This window comes from Taishania pollutisoli (assembly GCF_014518315.1).
GTDB lineage: Bacteria > Bacteroidota > Bacteroidia > Flavobacteriales_D > Crocinitomicaceae > Taishania > Taishania pollutisoli.
In genome coordinates this window covers 1-22,862 of sequence record NZ_JACVEL010000010.1, presented here as the reverse complement: position 1 = coordinate 22,862, position 22,862 = coordinate 1, and the positions used below count along the sequence as shown (strand labels likewise).

Annotated in this window: 21 protein-coding genes; 9 read left to right on the top strand and 12 right to left on the bottom strand. The window is 42.7% G+C overall.

All coding sequences use genetic code 11. The features are described 5' to 3' along the window. Positions 1-546: 546 nt before the first annotated feature. Positions 547-3,318 carry an excinuclease ABC subunit UvrA gene (gene uvrA / locus H9Y05_RS13055; protein ID WP_216714543.1) on the bottom strand — a complete coding sequence of 924 codons (2,772 nt, stop codon included), beginning with the start codon at positions 3,316-3,318 and terminating at the stop codon, positions 547-549. Between the two features lie 112 nt (positions 3,319-3,430). Here uvrA and H9Y05_RS13050 point away from each other — a divergent pair, with 112 nt between their 5' ends. The 3 genes from H9Y05_RS13050 to bshA all read left to right on the top strand — a co-directional run bounded on the left by H9Y05_RS13050 (position 3,431) and on the right by bshA (position 6,253). Beyond that, positions 3,431-4,123 carry a hypothetical protein gene (locus tag H9Y05_RS13050; RefSeq protein ID WP_163492190.1) on the top strand — a complete coding sequence of 231 codons (693 nt, stop codon included), beginning with the start codon at positions 3,431-3,433 and terminating at the stop codon, positions 4,121-4,123. Positions 4,124-4,125: 2 nt separating this feature from the next. Continuing rightward, positions 4,126-4,995, top strand: coding sequence for a peptide chain release factor N(5)-glutamine methyltransferase (gene prmC / locus H9Y05_RS13045; RefSeq protein ID WP_216714542.1), 870 nt, complete (start codon positions 4,126-4,128; stop codon positions 4,993-4,995). Positions 4,996-5,107: 112 nt separating this feature from the next. Beyond that, positions 5,108-6,253, top strand: coding sequence for an N-acetyl-alpha-D-glucosaminyl L-malate synthase BshA (gene bshA / locus H9Y05_RS13040; RefSeq protein WP_163492192.1), 1,146 nt, complete (start codon positions 5,108-5,110; stop codon positions 6,251-6,253). On the opposite strand, the gene H9Y05_RS13035 is transcribed toward bshA, so the two are convergent. The 5 genes from H9Y05_RS13035 to H9Y05_RS13015 form a co-directional block, all read right to left on the bottom strand. Continuing rightward, on the bottom strand, positions 6,246-6,824 hold the full coding sequence (locus tag H9Y05_RS13035) for a hypothetical protein (protein WP_216714541.1): 579 nt from the start codon (positions 6,822-6,824) through the stop codon (positions 6,246-6,248). The genes bshA and H9Y05_RS13035 overlap by 8 nt on opposite strands. 26 nt (positions 6,825-6,850) lie before the next feature. Further along, positions 6,851-7,729, bottom strand: coding sequence for a succinate--CoA ligase subunit alpha (gene sucD / locus H9Y05_RS13030; RefSeq protein ID WP_163492194.1), 879 nt, complete (start codon positions 7,727-7,729; stop codon positions 6,851-6,853). A gap of 199 nt (positions 7,730-7,928) precedes the next feature. After that, positions 7,929-10,991, bottom strand: coding sequence for an ATP-binding cassette domain-containing protein (locus H9Y05_RS13025; protein WP_216714540.1), 3,063 nt, complete (start codon positions 10,989-10,991; stop codon positions 7,929-7,931). Between the two features lie 6 nt (positions 10,992-10,997). Next, positions 10,998-11,426 carry a hypothetical protein gene (locus tag H9Y05_RS13020; protein ID WP_163492196.1) on the bottom strand — a complete coding sequence of 143 codons (429 nt, stop codon included), beginning with the start codon at positions 11,424-11,426 and terminating at the stop codon, positions 10,998-11,000. A 5-nt stretch (positions 11,427-11,431) separates the two neighbouring features. After that, positions 11,432-12,319: a hypothetical protein gene (locus H9Y05_RS13015; RefSeq protein ID WP_163492197.1), complete on the bottom strand. Its 888-nt coding sequence runs from the start codon at positions 12,317-12,319 to the stop codon at positions 11,432-11,434. Between the two features lie 123 nt (positions 12,320-12,442). Between H9Y05_RS13015 and hemB the strand changes: the two genes are divergently transcribed. The 6 genes from hemB to H9Y05_RS12985 all read left to right on the top strand — a co-directional run bounded on the left by hemB (position 12,443) and on the right by H9Y05_RS12985 (position 17,228). Then, positions 12,443-13,414 carry a porphobilinogen synthase gene (gene hemB / locus H9Y05_RS13010; protein WP_163492198.1) on the top strand — a complete coding sequence of 324 codons (972 nt, stop codon included), beginning with the start codon at positions 12,443-12,445 and terminating at the stop codon, positions 13,412-13,414. A gap of 1 nt (position 13,415) precedes the next feature. After that, on the top strand, positions 13,416-15,182 hold the full coding sequence (locus H9Y05_RS13005; RefSeq protein ID WP_216714539.1) for a MutS-related protein: 1,767 nt from the start codon (positions 13,416-13,418) through the stop codon (positions 15,180-15,182). A gap of 95 nt (positions 15,183-15,277) precedes the next feature. Next, on the top strand, positions 15,278-15,670 hold the full coding sequence (locus H9Y05_RS13000; protein WP_163492200.1) for a DUF1987 domain-containing protein: 393 nt from the start codon (positions 15,278-15,280) through the stop codon (positions 15,668-15,670). A gap of 1 nt (position 15,671) precedes the next feature. After that, complete coding sequence (gene coaE / locus H9Y05_RS12995; RefSeq protein WP_163492201.1) at positions 15,672-16,253, top strand: dephospho-CoA kinase; 582 nt, start codon at positions 15,672-15,674, stop codon at positions 16,251-16,253. A gap of 71 nt (positions 16,254-16,324) precedes the next feature. After that, positions 16,325-16,804 carry a hypothetical protein gene (locus H9Y05_RS12990; protein ID WP_163492202.1) on the top strand — a complete coding sequence of 160 codons (480 nt, stop codon included), beginning with the start codon at positions 16,325-16,327 and terminating at the stop codon, positions 16,802-16,804. A gap of 16 nt (positions 16,805-16,820) precedes the next feature. Next, a complete protein-coding gene (locus H9Y05_RS12985; protein WP_216714538.1) occupies positions 16,821-17,228 on the top strand; it encodes a hotdog fold thioesterase in 408 nt (135 codons plus the stop codon). Positions 17,229-17,389: 161 nt separating this feature from the next. Here H9Y05_RS12985 and H9Y05_RS12980 read toward each other — a convergent pair whose 3' ends face one another. The 6 genes from H9Y05_RS12980 to H9Y05_RS16610 form a co-directional block, all read right to left on the bottom strand. Then, entirely contained in the window at positions 17,390-18,004 is a 615-nt protein-coding gene (locus H9Y05_RS12980; protein ID WP_163492204.1) for a hypothetical protein, read from the bottom strand. A 96-nt stretch (positions 18,005-18,100) separates the two neighbouring features. Continuing rightward, entirely contained in the window at positions 18,101-18,673 is a 573-nt protein-coding gene (locus H9Y05_RS12975; RefSeq protein ID WP_163492205.1) for a class I SAM-dependent methyltransferase, read from the bottom strand. A 6-nt stretch (positions 18,674-18,679) separates the two neighbouring features. Then, on the bottom strand, positions 18,680-19,939 hold the full coding sequence (locus H9Y05_RS12970; protein ID WP_163492206.1) for a dihydroorotase: 1,260 nt from the start codon (positions 19,937-19,939) through the stop codon (positions 18,680-18,682). Beyond that, positions 19,939-22,002 (bottom strand): BatA domain-containing protein, encoded by a 2,064-nt coding sequence (locus tag H9Y05_RS12965; protein ID WP_163492207.1) that lies wholly within the window; start codon positions 22,000-22,002, stop codon positions 19,939-19,941. The genes H9Y05_RS12970 and H9Y05_RS12965 overlap by 1 nt, the downstream gene beginning before the upstream one ends. A 30-nt stretch (positions 22,003-22,032) precedes the next feature. Beyond that, entirely contained in the window at positions 22,033-22,629 is a 597-nt protein-coding gene (locus tag H9Y05_RS12960; RefSeq protein WP_216714537.1) for a DUF1684 domain-containing protein, read from the bottom strand. Between the two features lie 84 nt (positions 22,630-22,713). After that, the gene (locus H9Y05_RS16610; protein WP_394366347.1) at positions 22,714-22,848 is read right to left on the bottom strand and encodes a T9SS type A sorting domain-containing protein; all 135 of its coding nucleotides are present in this window, start codon (positions 22,846-22,848) and stop codon (positions 22,714-22,716) included. Positions 22,849-22,862 lie beyond the last annotated feature (14 nt).

Here is a 22,862-nt window from a genome sequence, read left to right as displayed (position 1 = left end):
GGCCGACACGTAGTAAATTTGTTGAAGGCGTTTATCGTTTTCTTCTGCAAGAAGAATTACTCCAACTAAATTTCAAGAGTCGGTCAGAGAGTGGAGGGTAGCATTTTTTTACCTTGATCTTTTGTTTCTTTTGGATCAAGCCAAAAGAAAAATACAAATAAATCCCAACATTTTATGCAGTTTCCATCACTTACACAATCCCCACAACTTACAACTGCATTACAAGTATACTTACTTTATCCCTAACTAATGACAGTTTAATCATGGATAGAAAAACAACATCCTCAAAGACGAATTAGAAAAGCGTGTTTGGGAGGTAAAAAAGCGGGAAGCGATGGCGTAAATGGCCGACACGTAGTAAATTTGTTGAAGGCGTTTATCGTTTTCTTCTGCAAGAAGAATTACTCCAACTAAATTTCAAGAGTCGGTCAGAGAGTGGAGGGTAGCATTTTTTTACCTTGATCTTTTGTTTCTTTTGGATCAAAGCCAAAAGAAAATAAGAAGGAATCCCAACATTTTTTCAATCACTTATGCAAATTCCGCAACTTACAAGCGCAAATGCTGCCCCGTATAACTTTGCTTACATTGAACCAACTCTTCCGGAGTACCTGTAAACACAACTTGCCCTCCGTTGACACCACCTTCCGGTCCCAGGTCGATCACCCAGTCCGCACACTTGATCACTTCCCCGTTGTGTTCGATTACGATAATGGAGTGTCCCGCATCTACCAGGCGATTGAATGCGATAATCAACTTATCGATATCGTGAAAATGCAATCCGGTTGTCGGTTCATCAAAAATAAACAAGGTAGATGGTACTTTACTGCCTTTTGATAAGAATGAAGCGAGTTTGATGCGTTGTGCTTCTCCGCCGCTCATCGTACTGGATGATTGTCCCAGTTTCAAATACCCCAGACCAACATCAAACAACGGTTGAATTTTCTCAACGATTTTTTCTTCCAGCTTTCCGTTCTTTTCTTTGAAAAATACCAATGCATTCTCAATGTCCATTTCCAGTAGCTGGGAAATGTTGACTCCACGGTATTCGACTTCCAGCGTTTCCGCTTTGTAGCGGGTTCCGTTACACGCTTCACACGTCAGGTGAATATCGGCCATGAATTGCATTCCGACGGTAATTTTACCCTCTCCTTCACACATTTCACAGCGTCCACCTTCCACATTGAAGCTAAAAAAACCGGGTTTGTAACCCCTTGTTTTCGCAAGCGGCTGACTGGCAAATAACTCACGGATTTCATCAAACGCTTTCACATAAGTGACCGGGTTGCTCCGCGATGACTTTCCGATCGGATTCTGGTCCACCAATTCCACCGCTTTGATCATTTTCCAGTCACCCTCCGTTTCAAATTGCTGGGTGGCCAATGAAATTTCTCCCAGCTTATTGCGAACAGCCGGGTAAACGATGTCCTTAATCAGTGTCGATTTTCCGGATCCGCTCACCCCGGTAATACATACCAGATTATTCAGCGGAATTGTTACTTCCACGTCATGCAGGTTATGCTTCCGTACCCCGGAAAATTTCAATATGTTTTTTTGTTTTCTGCGCAGTTGCGGAACCGGAATCCGGCGTTTTCCTGTCAGGTAATCAGCAGTGATGCTGTTCGCTTTCACTAAGTCGTCGTGTGTACCCTGGAAAACAACTTCACCGCCGTACACACCTGCCATCGGGCCAATATCCAGAATTTCATCCGCGGCACGCATGATGTCTTCTTCGTGTTCCACCACGATTACGGTATTTCCTAAATCGCGCAGACGGTGCAATACGGTGATCAATCGCTCTGTATCCCTTGGATGGAGCCCGATCGAAGGCTCGTCAAGGATGTACATTGATCCGACAAGACTACTTCCCAGAGAAGTGGCCAGGTTGATGCGTTGCGACTCTCCACCCGATAGTGAATTCGACTGGCGATTCAATGTCAGATATCCCAGGCCGACATTACACAGGAAGTCTAACCGATTGGTAATCTCAGGTAAAATCCGCTTGGAAACCTGTTTATCATATTCTCCTAAATCCAGTTGCTGAAAAAACGGCAATACCTGGTCAATAGGAGTCAGCACGATATCCGTAATGGATTTTCCGTTTACTTTTACATAGTTGGCATCCCCGCGCAAGCGTGTGCCATGACATTCCGGGCAGTATGTTTTTCCGCGGTAACGCGACAGCATCACCCGGTATTGAATCTTATAGGTTTGCGTTTCCAGGAAGTTGAAAAACTCGTCCAGCCCCATGAAGTGCTTGTTTCCTTTCCACAGTAACTTATATTGCTCGGGAGTCAGATCTTTGACTGGCCGGTGAACCGGGAAGTCAAACTTCGATGCGCTGTAAATCAGTTGATTTGCGTATTCACTCATGGTTTCTCCTTTCCACGGTAAAATGGCACCATCGTACACACTCAGGTTTTTATTCGGAATCACCAAATCTTCATCAATTCCGATGATTTGCCCGTATCCTTCGCACGTTTTACACGCACCGAACGGGTTGTTGAATGTAAAGAAATGCTCGTTGGGAACCTGGAACTCCATTCCGTCTAATTCAAAACGGATAGAGAACGGATGTTCCTTCTTGTCACTCATCGTATAGATACTGCATTCACCGTTTCCTTCTGTAAAGGCCAGGTGTACAGAATCTCCCAGACGTCCGGTCGCTTCTTCACTTGACGTGTCGGCAGTAGCCCTGTCAATGATTAATCGGGCTGATTCACTTCCGGCAGGTGGTGCATCCGCAATTTCAGCGATCTCCAGCAATTCTCCGTTCAGAAAAATGCGGGAAAATCCCTGTTGTATCAGTATTTTAAATTGTTCCTGAATACCGTAAGTCTGCATGTTCGGAATCGGGCAAAGAATCAGGATGCGTTCATTATCCGGTAATTCCTTCAGGAAATTAATTACGTCCGTTACTGAATGCCGTTTTACTTCCTTTCCGCTGACAGGAGAATAGGTTTTTCCGACCCGTGCGAATAATAATTTGAGGTAATCGTAGATTTCCGTTGTCGTCCCGACTGTTGAACGCGGGTTGTTGGAAATGACTTTTTGTTCAATCGCAATTGCCGGAGCGATCCCTTTGATGTAATCCGTTTCCGGCTTATCCAGTTTTCCCAAAAACTGGCGGGCATAAGAAGATAAACTTTCAATGTACCGGCGTTGGCCTTCTGCATACAATGTGTCAAATGCCAGTGACGATTTCCCCGATCCGGACAGCCCGGTAATAACGGTAAATTTCCCGTGTGGGATGTTTACATTTAGGTTTTTGAGGTTGTGAACACGTGCACCTTTGATCTCAATGTATGATTGCTTTGCCATGGTGCAAAAATAATTACAAATTGTGAAATGCAGGTGACAATTTTGAAGGTAAAACATACGGATGAGACACAACTTTTCTTTGTTTATAACGTTTTTTTTATAGATTAGCGATATGAAGATGTTCAGAAATATGTTAATAGCGGGAGCACTAACTTGTCAGTGCGCTTTTTCCCAGGATGAAGGAGTCGGGATCATTGTAGACAATTCGTATGAACCTGTGGGTGAAATTACACCGAAGCATACCTTCAACCTGGTCGCGGGTTTGCCGAACGCAACCGTTAACAAACCGTTTGAGAGCATCATGCGGGGAATTGTAGATGTGAATCCGTATTACCAGTATTCCCTGCCCAATTCAATTGTGTTCGGAGCAGGATTCCGCTACATCCATTATGCCGTCAATGAATTCAGAACACCGGAACCGTTGGATGGGGTGATGCATTCCCTGGGTGGCTTTCTGAAATTCGGGTACGAAAAATTTTATACAACGCGTTTTGCCATGGATTTTTCCGTGAAAGTGGGATATAACTGGCACATTCTCGATACCGACCTGAACGACAAAATCCGCGGTGGAGCCTACCGTTTTGATTCCGGATTTGTAGAGCCTACAGTCGGATTTATTTTGAGTGCAACAGAACATTCTTCCTATCGTCTGACCATCGGGTATACTTTCCAGGGGTTCATATTCACACCACACCAATTGGGGACGCAAATGAGCGGGGGGTGGGAGCCGAAGGAATATTCAAAATCATCACAAATCATTACCTTTGGACTCGGATATACCTATTATTTTGGTAGAAAGAACTAAAAATGTTTGTTGCGGATAACTCCTTAAAATCGGTTAAGCATTATTTCAATGACCGGTTAAAACCCGTTTTTTCAGATCGTGAGATCAGAATGATGTTTCAGTTGTGTGCTGAAAAACGACTCCATATAACCCCGGCAGATTTGCTGTTGTCGGATCAGATTCGCATGAGTGAGTCTGACTTGTTGTTTTTCCGGTCAGTTGTAAAGCGATTGCTCAATCACGAACCATTTCAATACATACACGGGGAGACTGAGTTTTACGGTTTGATTCTTAAAACAGATGCACGTGCGCTGATCCCGCGCCCGGAGACAGAGGAGTTGGTGGATTGGATCGTTAAATCGCAATATGCCGATATGCAAAAAATTGTAGATGTGTGCTCCGGGAGCGGTTGCATTGCCCTTGCATTAAAGCAGCAATTTCCACAGGCAGCTGTTACAGGGATAGATGTATCGCAGGCGGCCCTTTCCTTGTCGGTTGAGAATGCGGCATTGAATCAGTTAGATGTCCGTTTTGAACAATGGGATATTTTGTCGCGGGATCCGGAAACAGAAGAAAACACCATGGATATTATTGTTTCCAATCCTCCGTATGTGAAAGAGAATGAGAAGACAGGAATACAAGAACATGTGCTGGAACACGAACCTCATATCGCCTTGTTCGTCAGTGATGATTCCCCGTTGATTTTCTACGATACGATTACTTCTTTTGCCTCCCGCGCATTGAAACCGGGAGGATGGTTGTACTTCGAAATCAATGAACAATACGGAGCTGAAATGGTTGAATTGCTCAAAAAATATGGGTTTGAACAGGTAGAACTGAAACAGGATTTACAAGAAAAAGACCGGATGGTCAGAGGGCAAAAACCTGCTTAAAAGGAGTTTTTTTTAACATCAAGATAACAAGAATACGATCGCTATTGAAACCGGGAATGGATATGTTTCGTTAACTTTGTTCGGTCATTATTAAACAAAAAAACGGTTGTTCATGAAGGTAGGAATGGTTTTATATCCCACATTTGGCGGGAGTGGGGTAGTTGCAACAGAGTTGGGAAAAGCCCTGGCACAGAAAGGACACGAGATTCATTTCATTACGTATGCACAACCTGTCCGCCTGGGAAGTTTTCGTGAGAATATTTTTTACCACGAAGTTGCCCTGAGTGACTATCCGTTATTTGATTACCAGCCGTATGAAATTCAATTGGCAAGTAAAATCGTAGATGTCGTAAAACACGAAAAGCTGGATTTGTTGCATGTTCATTATGCCATACCGCATGCGTCCGCTGCTTTCATGGCAACACAGATATTAAAATCACAAGGCATAGAAATTCCGTTCATTACCACATTGCACGGAACAGATATTACATTGGTTGGAAAAGATCCTTCATTTGAACCTGTTATTACGTTCTGCCTGAATGAATCAAATGCAGTCACAGCTGTTTCTGAAAGCTTGAAAAAATCAACCTATGAACATTTCAATACCAACCGCGAAATTCATGTGATTCCGAATTTTGTTCCACCGGCGAATAAAGAATACTTATCTCCGTGCCAGCGCAGTAAATATGCGACACAGCAAGAAAAAATATTGTGTCATATTTCTAATTTCCGCCCTGTAAAACGGGTTGAGGATGTGGTAAAAGTGTTCCAACTGGTTAACGAAAAAGTTCCTTCTAAGCTGTTATTAGTTGGAGACGGCCCGGATCGTTTATTAGCGGAACGGACTTGTCGTGCCTTGGGAATTGAAGACCGGGTTATTTTTACAGGGAAAATTGTCGGGACGGAACGAGTGCTGGAGATGTGCGACGCATTTTTATTGCCTTCTGAAACAGAAAGTTTCGGATTGGCGGCCCTGGAAGCAATGGCCGTTGGTGTACCGGTTATTTCATCCAATACAGGCGGGATTCCGGAGGTCAATCAACATGGGTTTAGTGGATACCTTTCCAATGTAGGGGATGTGGAGGACATGGCGAAAAATGCCATTTCCATGCTGGAATCGGATGAAATACTGGCACAATTCAAGTTAAATGCGAAGAAACGTTCGGAAGAATTTGAACTTTCTGCAATACTGCCAATGTACGAAGAATTGTACGAAAAGGTAGTGCGTGAAGTAAACCAGGCACAGGAAGCTATTTAACCCGGTTTATTCTGTTAATCGCCTTACTGAATTTTTTACCTGCAGCGGACAGCGATGCCTGTTTGTTTTGCTCTGTCCGGATTTCGATAACAGGTTGTATTTCGTGGATTAATTCCGGGTATTTCTGAGCAAACTGAATCAATTTATAAATGCAGTTTACATGCAAAGCCACTTTGTCATCGGGTGTCATCAGGTGACGAATCAGTGCGTCGTATAATTCGCCTTCACGGTAATCAATTAAGGGAAGCAGAATGAATCCCACAGCGAGATTTCGGAGCACAGTCTGGTTGTCCGAAATCAAAAAAGCGTCGATGAGTTGCGGCTGATAGTCGCCCATTTGGCCCGGGAAATTTTTTACGAGGTGTGTAATCACCCAGGATGCGTAATCAGGAAGGGGATAAGCTTCCTTCGACGCAGCGTATTTGAGCAGCGTTTCCACACCGTACTTTCGTTCCATAAAATATTGCAAGACCATCGGCCTCATAGCAGCATCCCGAAACATGTTGAGGTATACCAGGTCGTTCATGTGGTGTCGGATAATAAAAAAGCCCGCCAAACAACTGACGGGCATTTTCAAAAGTGTTTTTATTGAATGAATTAAGCTGTTACGCCCATTACTTCAGCCATTTTCTTGCCAATGTGAGCAGGTGAATCAACTACGTGGATTCCGCACTCTCTCATGATGCGTTTTTTCGCTTCAGCTGTATCGTCAGCACCACCAACGATTGCTCCGGCATGCCCCATTGTTCGTCCTTTCGGAGCAGTTTCTCCTGCGATGAATCCAACGACAGGTTTTGTTCCGTTTTCTTTGATCCAACGTGCAGCGATTGCTTCCAGGTTTCCTCCGATCTCCCCGATCATAACGATCCCTTCTGTTTCAGGATCATTCATCAGTAATTCAACGGCCTCACGTGTCGTTGTCCCGATGATCGGGTCACCACCGATACCGATTGCGGTTGTAATTCCCAATCCTGCTTTCGCTACCTGGTCAGCAGCTTCGTATGTCAATGTTCCTGATTTGGAAACAATACCGATTTTTCCTTTTTTGAAAACGAATCCGGGCATAATTCCGACTTTCGCTTCACCTGCGGTAATCACTCCCGGACAGTTTGGTCCGATCAGTCTGCAATCGTATCCTTTGATATATTCTTTTGCCTGCACCATATCGTTAACAGGAATTCCTTCGGTAATACATACAATCACTTTAATTCCCGCGTTAGCCGCTTCCATGATCGCATCTGCAGCAAATGCAGGTGGAACAAAAATGATGGAAACATCAGCCCCTGTTTTTTCAACAGCGTCTTTTACAGTGTTGAATACCGGTCGATCCAGGTGCATTTGACCTCCTTTTCCCGGAGTAACACCCCCAACAACGTTTGTTCCGTATTCAATCATTTGCCCGGCATGGAATGTTCCTTCACTTCCCGTAAATCCTTGAACAATTACTTTAGAGTTTTTGTTAACCAATACGCTCATATTTGCAGTTTTAAATAAAATCCGTAATTAAAAATCGTTCAAATTTACATTTTTGATTTGGTTTAGACAATATTCTGACTTATAAATTAACACAGAAAAAATAGAACCGAACGGAGTTGGAAACAAGAATGAAGCCGGAGTGCCTGAAAGTAGAAGCAATAAATAGCTTGCCTGATCAAAAAAATGTGGATATAATTGTTTACCGAAGCCGTTTACGTCCGGAGGAACGCTTCCGTCTTAATTGAAATTCCATGAGTGTTTCATAGATGTATAATCGTATTCGTTTCTTCGTCTCCTGACTATGTAACCAATGATATAAGATCATCGAAAATAGCCAAATGACGATGAGGTTGGCGTAGAAGGTATCTATTCGATAGGATCCAATCGATTTCTCTTTAATAAAATAAGGAGCATTGAAAAAACCGAGCCCGTCACTCGATTGATAAAGAGGGTCTTCCAGTTGATAAATTCGATTGTCTGAGTGGTCAACATATATTTTTTCAATCCGATCTCGTCCTGTAACCAACCGTTCCAATCCTTCATTATCGTATTTTTCTCTATAAGCAGCATAGCGTTTTAAGCCAAACCGCTTTTTGACTATCTCAATCGAATCAATGGTCGCGTTGTAATTATTGGTGTACTGCAAATGAAGCACAGACAGGAACTTATCAATGTTTTTAGAGTTGGGGGTATCTCCTTGAAAACAATTTGCACAGGTGAGGTTATCCCAGTTGTTTTCTTCTTTTGAAAGTTCATTTTTAATAAGTGTTCCATTTTTTTTATGTTCTACTAATTCCCTGATTTTTGGAATCCAGTAATCTTTTTTCCATTGTAGTTCACTTCCTTTTTGTTGCAAGTCAAAAGTGATTGCAGCGAATGAGTTTTCGGATGCAAATTCAACAGCAAGCCCTTCATAAGCCCATCGGGAGATCATTAGATTTCCTATCCATGGAACTTTATGCGGGTGACTAAACACGGGATTCATGCGGTCGTATCGGACAATCAGTCCGCTAAAAATAATCTGAGGGATAATCAGAATGGGAATGGCAATGTAGATCAATTTGGTTTGTCTGAAAAGCAGGGAAACATTCAATCCCAATAAATTGGACCAAAAGGAGACGGAAAATAACATTAGCCAGTTTTCAAACCAAAGCTCGGTGATCTGCAATACAAGGCTCCCCACCAAAACAAACAGGAATGATTGAATGGCGGAAATAAGCAGGAGCAATGCCATTTTTCCATATAAGTAACTTCCCCAGTTCAAATTGAGGAAACGTTCCCGCTTGAGGTTCTTTTTGTCTTTGTTTATTTCTTCCGCCGCTACGGTCATCCCTAAAAAAATGGACACCAGCATACTTACAAATAAATAAACCGGGATATTTTCATTGTAATAATACAGATAGGAAGAAGAGCCTTCGGTTTCAATGTATGATTTTAGAAAAGAGGACAGAATAAGGGCCAGAACAGGAGCCTCCGCGAGTACCAATAAGACATATTGAAAACTGGAAATCTTGCTTTTGAAATCCCGTGAAAAAAATACGCTGAATTGCTGAATTAATCCAGGAAGTTTGAGCGGAGCGGGGAGCTCCTTTTTAGTTGTGTTTAGCTCTTCCGCACCACTGGCCTCTTCCTGTTTTTGCCTGAGAAACAATTCATGCCATTGCTTCGGAGTATGCTTCCGTTCCCTTGTCGGGACGCCGAATTCGTTGACTGTTTGCGCCTCTACAATTTCGAAAATTTGATCGGGATTTACATTTCCGCAGACAGAACACCCTTCACTATCCGCATTTGCGTATTCCAATGCTTTCTTGAAATGGGTCAGTGCAGTGGAAGGAACGCCATCAAAGATTTGATAACCGCCATAGTCAAGCAGAATTAACCTGTTCAGAAGCTTGAATACATCAGATGAAGGTTGGTGAATTACTACAAAAACAAGTGTTCCTTTCAACGAAAGGTTTTTCAGAATGTTCATAATTTTGAGGGAACCAATGGAAGAAAGCCCCGAGGTTGGTTCATCCACAAACAAGATGGATGGATTTCGAATCAGTTCCAACGCGATGTTCAATCGTTTACGTTGTCCTCCTGAAATGACTTTTTTGAGTGGACTACCTACTTTTAAATGCTTTACGGAAGAGAGATTCAAATCATCCAATACTTGAATCACTTTACGTCGGATTTCAGTTTCAGACAAGTCTCCAAACACCAAACGTGCACTGTAATATAAGTTCTCAAAAACAGTGAGTTCCTCTATCAGCAAATCTTCTTGTGGAACGTATCCGATCAGTCCTTCTATTTCCCTGGGAGAACGATGAATATCAATCCCATTGATTGTGACGGTTCCTGTCTGTGGACGTTTTGCTCCGGAAAGTAAATCAACCAGTGTTGATTTTCCCGTCCCGGATCCACCCATAATTCCAACCAATTGCCCGGAATAGATGGTGGTGGAAAAAAGTTGCAATCCAACGGCACCAAAAGGAAAGCGATACGAGAGGTTGGTTGCCTTATATAAAAAACGCTGCGTTGTGGAGGTGGACAAAAAGCGATTGAGTAAATCGGCCTGGTAAATGCGATCGCTTTTTGATGTGTTGATGGAATCTCCCGGGTTGAGTAAAAAAGCTTTTCTGTTATCGAGTAATTCGCCGTTTAAATAAACGTCATCATTTCCAAAATACTTAAAAAACAATAGATTGTTGTTGTGAATCCGGATACAAACGATGGGTTGATCAAGCCCGTTGAGTTTGAATTTTCGATCTTCCGTGGTATCTTCCCCTGTAATGATAAAACAATTTTCAGGTGGTTGATCGGTTGAAATCTCATTTTTCAGCAACGAAAAGATCAATAAATATTCTTCCGGTTCAATCTTGAATGTTTCGGCAACAGTGCGTAAAAAAGCCAGTTCCAGCTCCGTACAATTTTCATCCAGCAGGATTAACTCCATGATCCGCATGAGTACAATGAATTTCTGACGAATGGTCAGTTCTTTGTTGATTTCGTTGCAGATGCGGAGTACTTTTACGGAATTAACGGAATTGCGTTTCCCTTCGCTGTATTTAGACTTCCGCGGAGGGCGAAGAGCTTCGGAGTATTGATCGAAAAGAACAATGTAGTGTTCAATTTTTCCGGAGGCCAGCTCGATTTTTAAAAAGGAACGAATGATCTGGTGGGCGTTCCTGACACCTGAAGAACCATTCTCACTATGACCGTTAATCTTTACAATGATTGCAAATAATTGCATCAGGATGTTGAGAATGCGCTCACTCATAGTTGATTATTGCTTGAAGCCGATGAGCATCACTGCACAACCCGTCACTTTCCGCTCGGTATCCAGTTCTGTTTCAATTTTTACAGATAGTGTTTTGGGGACCTTGAAATCCCAGTAACGGGCATTTTTATGATCTTTGTTGGTAAATAATACATTCCCCTTTTCATCCCGCAGGGTGAAAATAACATAGTCATCCCGGTCGCCGGCACTGACAGCAATCCGATAGGTTGTACCACCGTAGAATGTCAAATCAAACTCTGCTTCCTGGCGATCTAAAAATGCCGTATAGACCTGCCCGTCGGAGATGAATACCTGCTTCCCTTTTTCATCGCGGAATAATTTTTCGCAGTTGCGCACGATTTCTTCGCAGCTCTGACCAAATGCAAGCATTCCTGCAAATAGTGTGAAAATAAGTGTTAGATATCGATTTTTCATTGTGATTAACCAATTATGTGTTGACGAATCGCCGTTATTTTTTCTGTGATGGCTTTTAATGTCTCCGTGTTTATTTCAAATGAAACGGTATGTTTCAACGTGGTTGTTTTCTTCTCTGCATCGGTTTCCGGTTGATTGTATTCATAATTGACTTTAATCGCCTGAAAAATGACACTGAGTTCTTTGTAGTACCGGATCAATTCATCATTGGAGGAGGCTTTGTTATTTTCTTCCAATAAGGCGATCAATGTAGCAAGGGTTTGTTTTTGATCACCGATCCGTTCCAGCAATTCTTGATTCTGAGGTTTTTTTTCAGCCAGAGCGGTCGCGAAATGCATGGATTCGGTCCACCCCCCTGCCAAAATTAGAGCGGAAACAGACTTGCGTTGCCCGTTTTTCAAAAATAAATCGGCATTTTTAAATGCGTCGGATACAATGTACAACATCGAGTCGCTATTGTTTGTGTTTTTTTGATACCGGTCAATAAACCGTTGGTCAAACGAAGCATCCAGACCCAATGAATTGGTCAATTTCTCTACGACAACCAGGTAGTCCAGAATGTTCTTTTTATCTTTGTAAATAGAAGCATATCCTAAATCGGCACCATACACACCCAATAACAGCGCACGTTTGTGCTCTGTTTGATAACGATCCACTTTTGAAGACGGATTCAGAAGTTCTGATTGAAATACCGGGTTTACCTTTTTGAGCAATAACATGGTGAGAATCGGAGATGGAATACTAAATATTTTTCCATCAAAATTAGTGGTCAACGAATTTTCACTCTCGTCCTGTTCAACTGTAATGTGATCTTTTTTGGGAGGGTCTGAGGAACAGGATAGTAATGTACCGGTCAATAAACCAATTCCGCATAAGTAGTGGGTAATTTTCATAAAGATATCGTTTTCATATGCTATTGGCTAATGTAGTGTTTTTTAAATGAACAGTACCAAAATGCCAGGTCTTTTTTTTATCAACACAAATTGTTGTTAATTTTGTAGTCTAAAATAAGTACAATGAATATTCGTCCCAGAAGAAACCGAAAATCTGCCGTTATCCGGGCAATGGTTGAAGAAACAAAATTAGGTGTGGAAAATCTGATTTATCCCGTATTCCTGAAAGATGGAAAAAACATAAAAGAAGAAGTCGCTTCGATGCCCGGAAATTACAGGTGGTCTGTTGACAAACTACTTCCTGAAATTGAAACGTGTGTTGAACTCGGTGTACGATCTTTCGATCTGTTTCCGGCGGTTGATGAATCATTGAAAGATAAAACAGGAACGTATAGCTGGTCGTCGGATAATTTTTACCTGCATGCCATTCGTGCCATCAAAGAACGGTTTCCGGAAGTGATGCTCATGAGTGATGTGGCATTGGATCCATATTCATCCGACGGACATGACGGGTTGGTAGAAAACGGGAAAATTCTTAACGATGAAACCTTGCCGCTGCTCAACAATATGTCATTGGCACAGGCACAAGCGGGAATTGATATCATCGGACCGTCGGATATGATGGACGGACGTATCGCAAGCATTCGTGAACACCTCGACGCAAACGGGTATACAGAAGTTTCCATTATGTCCTATACGGCGAAGTATGCGAGTGCTTTTTACGGACCGTTCAGAGATGCATTGAATTCCGCTCCGAAATCGGGAGATAAAAAAACATACCAGATGAACCCGGCAAATAAACGGGAAGCGTTGATTGAAGCAGAGCTGGATATCAATGAAGGAGCAGACATGATTATGGTAAAACCGGCCATGTGTTACCTGGATGTGATTCATTTACTGAAAGAAACATTCCCGGTTCCGGTAACGGCCTACAACGTTAGTGGTGAGTGTGCGATGATCCATGCTGCGGCGAAAAACGGATGGCTGAATTACGAAGCGGCAGTATACGAAACATTACTGAGCATCAAACGGGCAGGTGCAGATGGTATTCTGACTTATTTTGCAAAAGATTTTGCGCAAATGACACAACGCTGATATGACAGGAAATCAGGCAGATTTTTATACGAAACAAATTGAACTGCACACCGGGCGTTTGGAGCAGGCAAAACGAAAACACCGATTCTATACGTTTGCACGCCTGTTTTCGTTCTTACTGATTGTTCTTAGCTGGTACCTGATCGGTTGGGGAACGGTGTTGCTGGCTGTTGTGACGGCAGAAACAGCATTGTTTATTTACCTGGTCAACAAATGGCTGGACGCGAAACTGGAAAAGGAAAAAGAAGAATTGTACATCGCGCTCAATGAAAGCGAATTGAAATTACTGAAAGGAAATTGGTCCGATTTCCCGGACGGAAGCGAATTTAAGTCCGCTCAGCATCCGTACGCGAATGACATGGATTTGTTCGGGCCGAAGAGCGTTTTCCAGTACATCAACCGGACAGTGCTCCCCACAGGAACAAAACGACTGGCCGAAACACTGGCGATCGGAGCAAAAGACAAGCAGATGAACCAGCAGATGATGCGTGAATTATCAGACAATATGACCTGGTCACAGCAATTTGTGGTGGAATCAAAAGTTTTTCTGAAACATGAAGAACGTCAGCAAACATTACAAGCGTTGACAACCGCTGAGTTCGGAGGGAATTCCGTTAATATACTGCGGTGGATTCTTCCCGCAATTGCAATCACTTCCATCGTGCTGTACAATCTGAATCTCATGGCTTCTTCTCAACTGATGCTGACTGGTCTTCTGGTTTTGGGAATCGTAGGGACAAGACTCAAACAAACCAATAAATGGATGCACCTGGTTGGCAACCGTTCAGAAAAAATAAATGCGTTGTACAAACAGCTGGAATTATTTCAACAACTGGATTTATCGTCCGACGAAGGAAAAAAATACAAAGAACTACTGTTTGGTAAAACAGGAATGTATCAAGGATTGCAGGAATTGATTACCATCCGAAAACGTGCTGAATACCGGATGAATGTATTGGTGGGAGTATTACTGAACTACTTGTTCGCCTGGGATTTCCATTTGTTGGTGAAGTCAAAAAAATGGCATGATAAGTATGCGACTGAACTGGAGGTATGGGAAGCATACATGGCTGAAATCGAAGTGTGGATCTCCGGCGCTATTTATCGCTTTAACCGGGGAACAACCTGCTTTTCAGAACAAGATACGGACGGGGATTTCGCAATCAACTCATTGGGACATCCTTTTGTGGCGGCAGAAAAACAAATTTGCAACGATTTCACACTCCGCCGGGAGGAAGCATTCTTGATTATTACAGGACCGAACATGGCAGGGAAAAGTACATATCTCCGCAGTGTCGGACTGGCGATTATTTCAGCGAATGCCGGCTTTCCCGTTCTGGCTAAAACGTGTAAGATTCCGGACATGCAGCTCTATTCGAGTATGCGTACCAGCGATGACCTGACCGTTGAAAGCTCTTACTTTCATGCCGAGTTGACCCGCTTGCGGTTTATCATGGACGCCATTGAATCCGGTAAACAGGTGTTTGTGATTCTGGATGAAATTCTGAAAGGAACGAACAGTAAAGATAAAGAAATCGGATCGGCAGGTTTTTTACAGAAACTCAACAAAATCGGTGCAAAGGGAATCATTGCTACCCATGATCTTTCACTGACGGATCTGGCTGGTCAAAACGCAGCATTCAGAAATGTATATTTTGACTCGACAATTGAAGGAGAAGAATTGTATTTCGACTACAAAATCCGCGACGGGGTTTGTAAAAATATGAACGCGTCGTTCCTGCTCCGGAAAATGAAGCTGGTGGATTGATTCTCTTCCGCCAGAAAAATGTCAAAAAATGTTAAAATGTTTCGGAAATTCCGTATATTCGTTCGAAAAGTCTAACAGTTATTAGCAGGTATATCATGATTGGATTTGAGAAGTATGTCGTTGAAGGTTCGGCTAAAACACCTGAAGTTGAATTTGATGGGAATACAGGTGTTCTTTTATTGAGGGGGAGGTCCATTCCTGAAAATTCAATTGATTTTTTTCAGCCGATTAACAATTGGGTGGATCAATACTGTGAGCATCCGCAGCAAGAAACAACCGTACAAATCCGCCTTGAATATTTTAATACCTCTTCTTCCAAGTGCATCCTGGACTTGTTTCGTAAATTTGAAAAACTCAATCGGGCCAATTCGAAAGTGACGGTTCAGTGGTATTATGAAACCGATGATGAAGACATGGAAGAAGCCGGAGAGGATTACCAGGCAATCGTCGAGCTTCCGTTCTCCATGATCGAAGTAGAGGAGATTTGAAATGCCGCTGAAAGTTGGAATAACAGGAGGAATCGGTTCCGGGAAATCATACGTCTGCGGTGTCCTGGAAAAAATGGGCTACCCGGTATATTATTCCGATCAGGCATCCAAACGACTGACGGCTACCAACCCCGATATTCGTCGCGGGTTGATTGATTTACTGGGGGACAAAATCTTTGATGGAAACGAATTGAATAAAAGCCTGCTGGCATCCCGGATTTTTTCCGATGATACAATCAGGGAACAAGTCAATCAGATCATACATCCGGTTGTGAGAGCTGATTTTAAACAATGGGCAGATAAACAACAGACTCCCTTTGTATTCAATGAAGCAGCTATTTTGATTGAAACAGGCTCTTATAAAACACTTGATTACACCGTGTTGGTTACTGCGGATAAGGAAACCCGGATTCAACGAACCATGCAGCGGGATGACAGCACCCGGGAAGAAGTGTTGGCAAGAATGGCCAAGCAATGGGATGACGAAGACAAAGCCCGTTATGCTGATTTTATCATTTACAATGATGAACGTCCGCTTTTGGCTCAATTGGAGGAATTGGAAGTGCGATTGCAAAACAAATGACAAAATGTCAACACTTCAATCTTCAAATCTTCTCAATTAAATTCCGTAGCTTTGCCGAAAATTAAAAGATCATGAAACACATTTCCTTAGCAAGTATTGAGAAAGCAATCGGCAAAATAGATAATTTAGATGAAGACGGATTAGAGCGCACAGCCGAAACCTTTGCACTTTCTCAACCGGTATTGTTGGGGTATGCGATGTCTGCAGCTGAAGAGTACGAAAACGACAACCTTCAGGGATTGTTGATTTATTATTTCTGCCTGTTGATCGAAGCATTCAACCAGGAAGGAGTACAGCTGAAAGAAATCAAAGAGACAGATGTGGATGAGTTTGAAGAACCGTTTTTTGACGCGTTGGACAGTTTTTTCCAGACAGACAATATGGAAGAACTGGAAGAATACACCGACCAACCACACCTGGTACAGTTCATGGCGATGGAAATTTCTACTCCGGATGTCGACGGTACGGAATTGGACGATGAGACGGCAACGCAATTATTTATTGTGACCCTGGCTGTCATTACATTGTTGTCTAATTCAATCAACGCATAATAACACACCAGCAGCTATGAAATCACCTCGTGAAATTGTCGATTTAATGATGCACAATGATGCGTTCAGTAAATGGATGAAGATTGAGGTGGTTGCTGTTGCCGAAGGTACGTGTACACTTCAGATGCGGGTACAACCGGACATGTTGAATGGTTTTTTCATTACGCACGGAGGAATCAGCTATTCTTTTTCCGATTCAGCACTTGCGTTCGCATCCAATTCCAGGGGATATAAATGCGTGAGCATCGAAACCTCTATTTCACATGTTCGCCCGACAAAAGAAGGAGACATCCTGACAGCTGTCGCTGTTGAAAAACACAGGGGCAAGACAACGGGAATTTATGAAGTAACGGTTACCAATCAGGAACATAAAACCATTTCCCTGTTCAAAGGAATTGTACACATCGCTCAGGAAACCTGGTAATTGAAATACACCGGGATGTACATAAACGGTACACCACTTAATCAATTCATGAAGTGAGCTGCTATGCTCTTTACCACTAATACTTATCGTCTATTTCTCTATATAGCTTTTGTGTGTGCATCTTGAATCACATCGATGCAAAAAAGAGATTAAGATGAAAATCAGGTTGTTTTTTCTTTGAACGAACGGATGGATTTTGCCATCAGATCGATAATCGGACGTTCGAATCCCTCGTCACGACTTCTGAGTTCGTAATGAATACCGTCAATGACCTGTTCACCGTACACGTGATAAGAAACGTGTTTTACACCGACACTTTTGGAAGCCTTTTCATGCCCCCGAACTTTTAATGTCACTTCGTATACAATCAAATTAGGTTCGTCTACCAAATACTTTACCTGGTAAAATTGTGTGTTGGCCAGTTTTTCCTTTTGGGCTTGTACCAGGTTGGTATTGTCTCCGTAATCTTCAATGTACAAATGAAAATTTTGTCCTACGTGAATATTCCAGTAAAAATCGCTTTCCAGGTGTTGTACTTCGGGAGTGGTCGAGGCCCCGATGTTCGCTGTTTCGTCCGGAAGCATAATGGTGGCAGGAATGTCGTATTTTGTCAGATCAACTCCTTGAAATTCATAGTATTCTTCTAACTCATCGGGAATAACAATGTTTCCCTCTTTTTCACTGTTGCAGGAAAAGAGTAATACAAGTACTAACAGAAAAGAAAACCTGGTAATCTTTACCAAGGATTTTCCGGCAGCATTACACAAAAGTTCCATTTTCTAGCTTTAAGAAGAATAAACAAATATACAAAAAATGACAATAAGTTATCATTTGCATAAAAAAAGAATACATGAAATTCAATCGGTTACTTGTCAATGTAACGGATTCTTTTTTGTACACGTATACACAAATGCAGGAGGTAAATTGAAGGGGGTAAAAGCTATTTTTACATCTTTAAAAAGCTTTTTTAGCAATGATTTTGCCTGGAGGCTGTACTGAAACTGGATGTATTTTCCGGAAGTTGTCAACGCATTTTCGGAAGCCGTCAGGATGTTATTTCTCAATTGTGGGGTGAACACCGCCAGTGGAAGAGAGGAAACAACGACATCTGCTTTTTCAAAACCGTATTTCTGCAGGTATTCTTCAATCTTCTCTGCCGAATCGTGTATCAGGTGTACGCGCTTGTCTCTGACCTTTTTGTGCAGGTTTTCAAAGAAGGAATCATTGACTTCAAAGACCAGCAATGTGGCGTCGTTTCGCATCCGGGAAATGATTTCATCCGTGAAGACACCGGTTCCGGGGCCTAACTCAATGATTACTTTAGCGGATTTGAAATCAATGTGTTGCAACATTTTTTCGGTGAGGAAGCGAGAACTGGGAGCCATGGCGCCAACCGTTTTTTTCTCTTTCCAGAATTGTTTTCGAAAGTTTTTCTTTTCAGACATTCGTGTCTACTCTTTTAGTGCGAATTTACCATTATTCACGACTCCTGCAACATATCCGGTCAATTCTTTTCCAATCAGGTCGGAATTGTAGGTTTTGGAGATCACCTGGTCCTTTTCAAAGGTCCATTTTTTTCCGGGAATAAACAAGGTCAGATCGGCTTTGTTTCCAACTTCAACAGGTGTTTCAGCAATCGACAGGATGTTGCGTGAACGGCGACTGACAGCATCAATTATTGTTGCCAGGTCAAATGCTTCGGACGTTCCCAGTGCACCGAATACAGATTGCAGTTGGATATTTCCGAAAGAAGCATGGTCGAACTCTACATCTTTTTCTTCCTGATCGTGCGGACGGTGGTCCGAGACAACCGTGTCAATGGTTCCGTCCTTTAATCCGTTCCACAATGCAATGCGATCCGCTTCTGTGCGGAGCACCGGCATGAATTTAAAATTGGAATCGAACCCCAGGACCGCTTCTTCGTTGTATAACAGGTTGGCCAGATGTACATCCGCAGTAACGGAGAGTCCTGCTTTTTTTGCTTTTCGGATTAATTCCACACTTTCCGCACAGGAAATTCCGGTTAAATGAAGAATTCCTTCTGTATATTCCAGCAAACGGATATTGCGTTCTGTTTGAATGACCTCGGAAACGGCCGGATCAGCTTTCAATCCTGTTCGTGTGCTGGCGATTCCTTCGTTGACCATCCCTTTTCCGGCCAGTGAATAATCACGGGAAAAACCAATGATCTTTCCGCCAAAATTTTTAGCGTACAACAGTGCGCGATACATGATGCCCGAAGAAACAGGGTGGAGGTCATCCGAGTACAAACGAACACCGGATTGATACATGTCATACATTTCTGCAAGTCCTTCCCCTTTGATTCCTTCTGTAATCGCACCGATCGGATGCAGTTGTGTCACATGATTTTCTCCTTTTCGAAGCAGGTATTCAACCTGTGTTTTACCATCTACCGGTGGATGTGTTCCCGGAAGAACAGCAACATGTGTATATCCTCCGAAACTGGCAGCGTTTAGTCCGCTGGAAACGGTTTCTTTATGTTCTTCCCCCGGATCACAGAAATGTGCTTTTAGGTCAACCCATCCCTGGGAGATGTGCAGGTGTTCATGTTCAACAACAGTCGCTGCATCATCCTGGATAGAAGGAGCAATGCGTGTGATGGTATCGTTTTCAATTAAAACATCTGCAATTTTATTAAAATGGGTCGATGACGGATCTGCAATTTTGACGTTTTTAATCAGTAATTTCATCAGTTTCCTGTTTTATTTTTCCACAATTTCAGTATCAGCAATTCAGCGATCAGAAACAGCAGCGCAAAAGAAGCAAAAAACTTCCAATACGGGTACGGTTTCTCAATGTTTAAATTAACAGAACTGACTCCTTTGTCCACATTCATAATGGTGGTGTGAAGAATACCCGCCTGTTCAAGAGCGGCTTTTATTTCCCCCTCACTCCACGTGTCGATAACGGACTCACTCCGATCGTAGTTGACTGCAATTTTTCCAAGCGTTTTCCCACCGCTATCCAGGTTGAAAATCCCTGATGTGAGGTTGGATGTGACAATCGCTCCGCTCAGGTCAAGGTACGTGACGTTTCCGGATGTCCGTTTCGGTGGAATGAATTCCAATTGCTCTCCCTTGATAAATACGGGAGTGGTGGATTCTACCGGATGATAGATCGGGTAATTCGCCGTTTTCCCGATGGTCACAAAAAGTGGAGGATTCATTAGCGACAATTCCCCGATTCTCAACAAGACGGTCGTAAAGAGAATATCAGAAGTAAAAGATCCGTAATCAGGAGCCAACACGCTGGTAAACAAAAAGACCTGTTTGTCGTACGTATTTCTGTACAACAACGGTTTTCCGTTCTGGAGTTGAATAATTCCGATTGCAGCAGTACCACCGGATTCGTTGGTGAGGTAAAATTTCGTCACCCCCGGAAGACTCAGATTCTCCTTTTCTTTTTCAAAAACACCTTTAAAGAACGGATCTTTGTAATTGATTTTACTGATTCGTGTTGATTGAGTAACTTCCTTTGCAATCAACGGCATTCCCAATTGAGAGAGAAACGCATTGAACGAGGTCTTATCAATCGATTTACCCGGAAAAACGGCAATGGTTCCCCCGTTTTTTGAGTAATCGGTCAGGTTGGAGCTCAGACCGGAAGGAACTTCATTCACACCGTTGAGCACAACGAGGTTCATTTCCTGGAGCATTCCCTGTGTAAATGCTCCCTGCTCGATTTCTGTAACCGCGTAAAAATTGTCCAGCCGGTAGATGGAAGCAACATTCCTGTTGGCATCCGTTCCATTCAGAATCAGTACGGATGATTTTTCAGCGACTGTATAAGTGAAGAAAAATTCATCATCAGCAAAGAACTGCTTATCTGCAACGCGAACAATTCCTGTTTGTATACCTGTTTTTTTCGGGGCAAATGACACGTTTGCAACAGCAGAACCATGCTTGGGGATGTCAACAAACAAATCCCGTTTGAGCCCTTCCGATTCAAATTGCAATTGGACATTCTGCAAGTCTGTCTGCCCGTGATTGGAAACTTTGACCGACAGCTCGGTATTGATTCCGGCCTTGTGCAACGGAGAATCAAACCACACAGAGTCCACACTCAGGTTTTCCTGCTCCTGGGAAACTAACCGGATGGGAATGTACTTCCCCGTAGTATCTGCTTCTAATTGTTGAAAATGAGTCGTGTTTTTCTGGAAATCGGAGAGGTAAACAAATTGTGTCTGGCCGAAATTCTCCACCTGTATGTTCTTTTTGAGGTTATCTTTCTGCCACTTGATTACCTCGTCAAAACTTCTTACCATCGGAGACGGCTTTACTTGGTCCAACCGTTCGAGTGCCTGTACTTTTGTCGAAATCCGTGCTTCTACACCATCCAATGCATTGGTCGACAACAGGATTCTCGTATTGAGTGGTGCTTTTTGAATCAATTGACGGGCAGCCTCCGTGGCTTCCGAGAGCAATTCACCTTCTACACCTTTCATCGTCATGGAAAAGGAATTGTCAATGTGAATGCTCAAAACAGGAGCAGACCCTGTTTGAACTTTCGCCGACGAAGGGAAATAAGGTTGTGCAAATGCCAGAATGATCAGGGCGAGCATCAACAGGCGACAGATCAGAATCAGCAGGTTTTTGAGTTTTTGAGCAGATTTGTTTTGCTGCTCAACGTGCTGCACAAATTCCAGGCTTGAAAAATAAAGGGTTTTGTAACGTCTGAAACTGAATAAGTGAATGAGAACCGGTACGCTTAGTAACGATAAAGCCCAAAGGAATTCAGGATAGACAAATCTCATGCTCCAAAGGTAACGATATTCACGAATATTTTAATGTTCTTCCGGTGTTTTTTCTCCTGCATCCATGGAAATTGTTAAGTGGTTTTCCGATGGCGGAATGGGGCAGGAATACCGGTGTGAATAGGCGCAATACGGGTTGTAGGCAAGGTTGAAGTCCAACTGTATACCGGTTGTTTTCGGAATTCGCAGGTCGAGGTAGCGGCCTCCTCCGTATGTTTCCTTTCCGCTCGTAGCATCTTTGAACGGGATCAGCAGGTAATCTTCATACCCCGCTTTTTTAGCGAGATTGACATCCTGGTAGACATTCAATCGTACCGTTTCATTTTTCCATGTAAAGGTAACAAACCCGTATTTCAAGTAGGTTTTTGTTACCCCGGATGAGGTGGGTAATTGAAATTTCTTTCCTTTCTCCTCCGTAAAAACTGCGTTCACTTTTTTGTGTTCATCAACGGGGAAGTAAGCCAGTGAACGAATTTGAGCAATCTCCGTTTCAGTTAAAATCTGATTCGAAGGATCCAGTAATTCAGCAACGTGCTCATTGCGTAAATTTTGAACGGAATCCGTATACGAATGCTGTGAAAAGGAATAATAATTCAGTAAAAGAAACAGGCAAACCGAAAATTTCATGATCGTATACTTTGAACCAAAGATAGCAATTTTTGAAGAGAAGTACCTGTTTGTGATCCGGGAACTTCTCCGGATTCTTCACCACTATTCCTTCACCAATTTTACCGTACTTTTTTCACCTTTTTCGGTCACAAATTCTACAAAATACATCCCTGCAGGAAGCTCCGCTACCGAAAACTGCTTTTCTGCCGGGTTGAATGTACGAATGCGTTTCCCCAGTTGGTCTGTGAGAT